The organism is Micromonospora sp. NPDC002411 (genome assembly GCF_053592955.1).
Genome location: NZ_JBSFBM010000653.1, coordinates 1 through 1,036, shown reverse-complemented (window position 1 = coordinate 1,036; position 1,036 = coordinate 1). Strand labels below are relative to the sequence as shown.

General features: G+C 73.4%; 1 protein-coding gene and 2 pseudogenes. All 3 read right to left on the bottom strand.

From position 1 onward, the window contains the following. A pseudogene (locus ACWCO3_RS34795) lies at positions 1-453 on the bottom strand (RNA degradosome polyphosphate kinase); the annotation flags it as partial. A 54-nt stretch (positions 454-507) separates the two neighbouring features. Next, positions 508-705 carry a cold-shock protein gene (locus tag ACWCO3_RS34790; RefSeq protein ID WP_145785123.1) on the bottom strand — a complete coding sequence of 66 codons (198 nt, stop codon included), beginning with the start codon at positions 703-705 and terminating at the stop codon, positions 508-510. 38 nt (positions 706-743) lie between these two features. After that, positions 744-1,036: pseudogene (locus ACWCO3_RS34785) on the bottom strand (2-phospho-L-lactate guanylyltransferase); the annotation flags it as partial.

The following is a 1,036-nucleotide window of genomic DNA, read 5'->3' as shown; positions in this document are numbered from 1 at the left end:
CCGCACCATGAAGAACTCGTCCAGGTTGCTGGCGAAGATCGCCAGGAACTTGGCCCTTTCCAGCAGTGGGGTGCGCTGGTCCTCGGCCAGGGTGAGCACCCGGGCGTTGAAGTCGAGCCAGGAGAGTTCCCGGTTGAGGAACCGGTCCTCGGGCAGCGGCGCCGGCGGTTCGTCGTCCTGCGCCGCGGCGGCGGTCGGGAGGTCGTCCGGCAGGACCTGGTGGACGCCAGCGATGGCGGGGGCGTCCACCTCGTCGCTGGTCGGCACGGGGTCGAGGACCTCGTCCAGCCCGGAGGAGGCGGCCCCCGGGTCGTCGGCGAGGGTGTCGGCGCGGGCGGCGCCCGCCCGTTCGGCGCGGGACGGGCGAAAGCGGCCGTCGGTGCCGCGAGCGCGGGAACCGTTGCGGAGGTCGGAGGTGGGCTGGCGGGCCGGGTTCTCGCGAGGGGTGCTCACCCGCTCATAATCACCCGATTACGGTTAACGCAAAATGAACTTGGGCTCGCCGGCTCAGATCATCGTCGGCAATGTCACCCGGACGACCGTGCCGTCGGGATCCGTGTCGATGTGCACCCGCTGGCCGAGCCGGAGAAGCCGCAGCCCGGAGGCGTCGAAGGCCCGTGCGGGGAAGCGCATCTCGGTGCCGTCGTCGAGCAGCAGGACACCGCTGCGTGTCGCCGCGTCGTAGCTGGCCACCGTGCCCTGCATGCTGGCACCGTACACCCCGGCAGTGCGGGTCGGGCGGGTCAGCCCGCGGAGCGCGCGGGATGAGCGGCGGCGACGAGTGCGGCGGTGTGCGGCCCCAGCCCGAGCCGGATGGCGGTGGCCAGGTCCGTGGGAGTGTCCACGTCCCGGCGCAGGCTGGGCCAGTCCCCGGTCAGGGGCAGCGCCCCGCTCGCCGCGTGCGCGACCGCCGAGCCCACCCCGAAACGGGGATCCAGCGGAACTCCCGGCGGGGCGGTGAGCAGGACCGTGCCGCTGCCGGGCGACCCGGTCCCGTTGGGTGGCGGAGATGAGCGGGCCCATCTCGGAGGTGTCC

Excerpts from the sequence above, each read along its gene's own strand:
- ACWCO3_RS34790 (WP_145785123.1), bottom strand. The coding sequence starts at position 705 with ATGCAGGGCACGGTGGCCAGCTACGACGCGGCGACACGCAGCGGTGTC.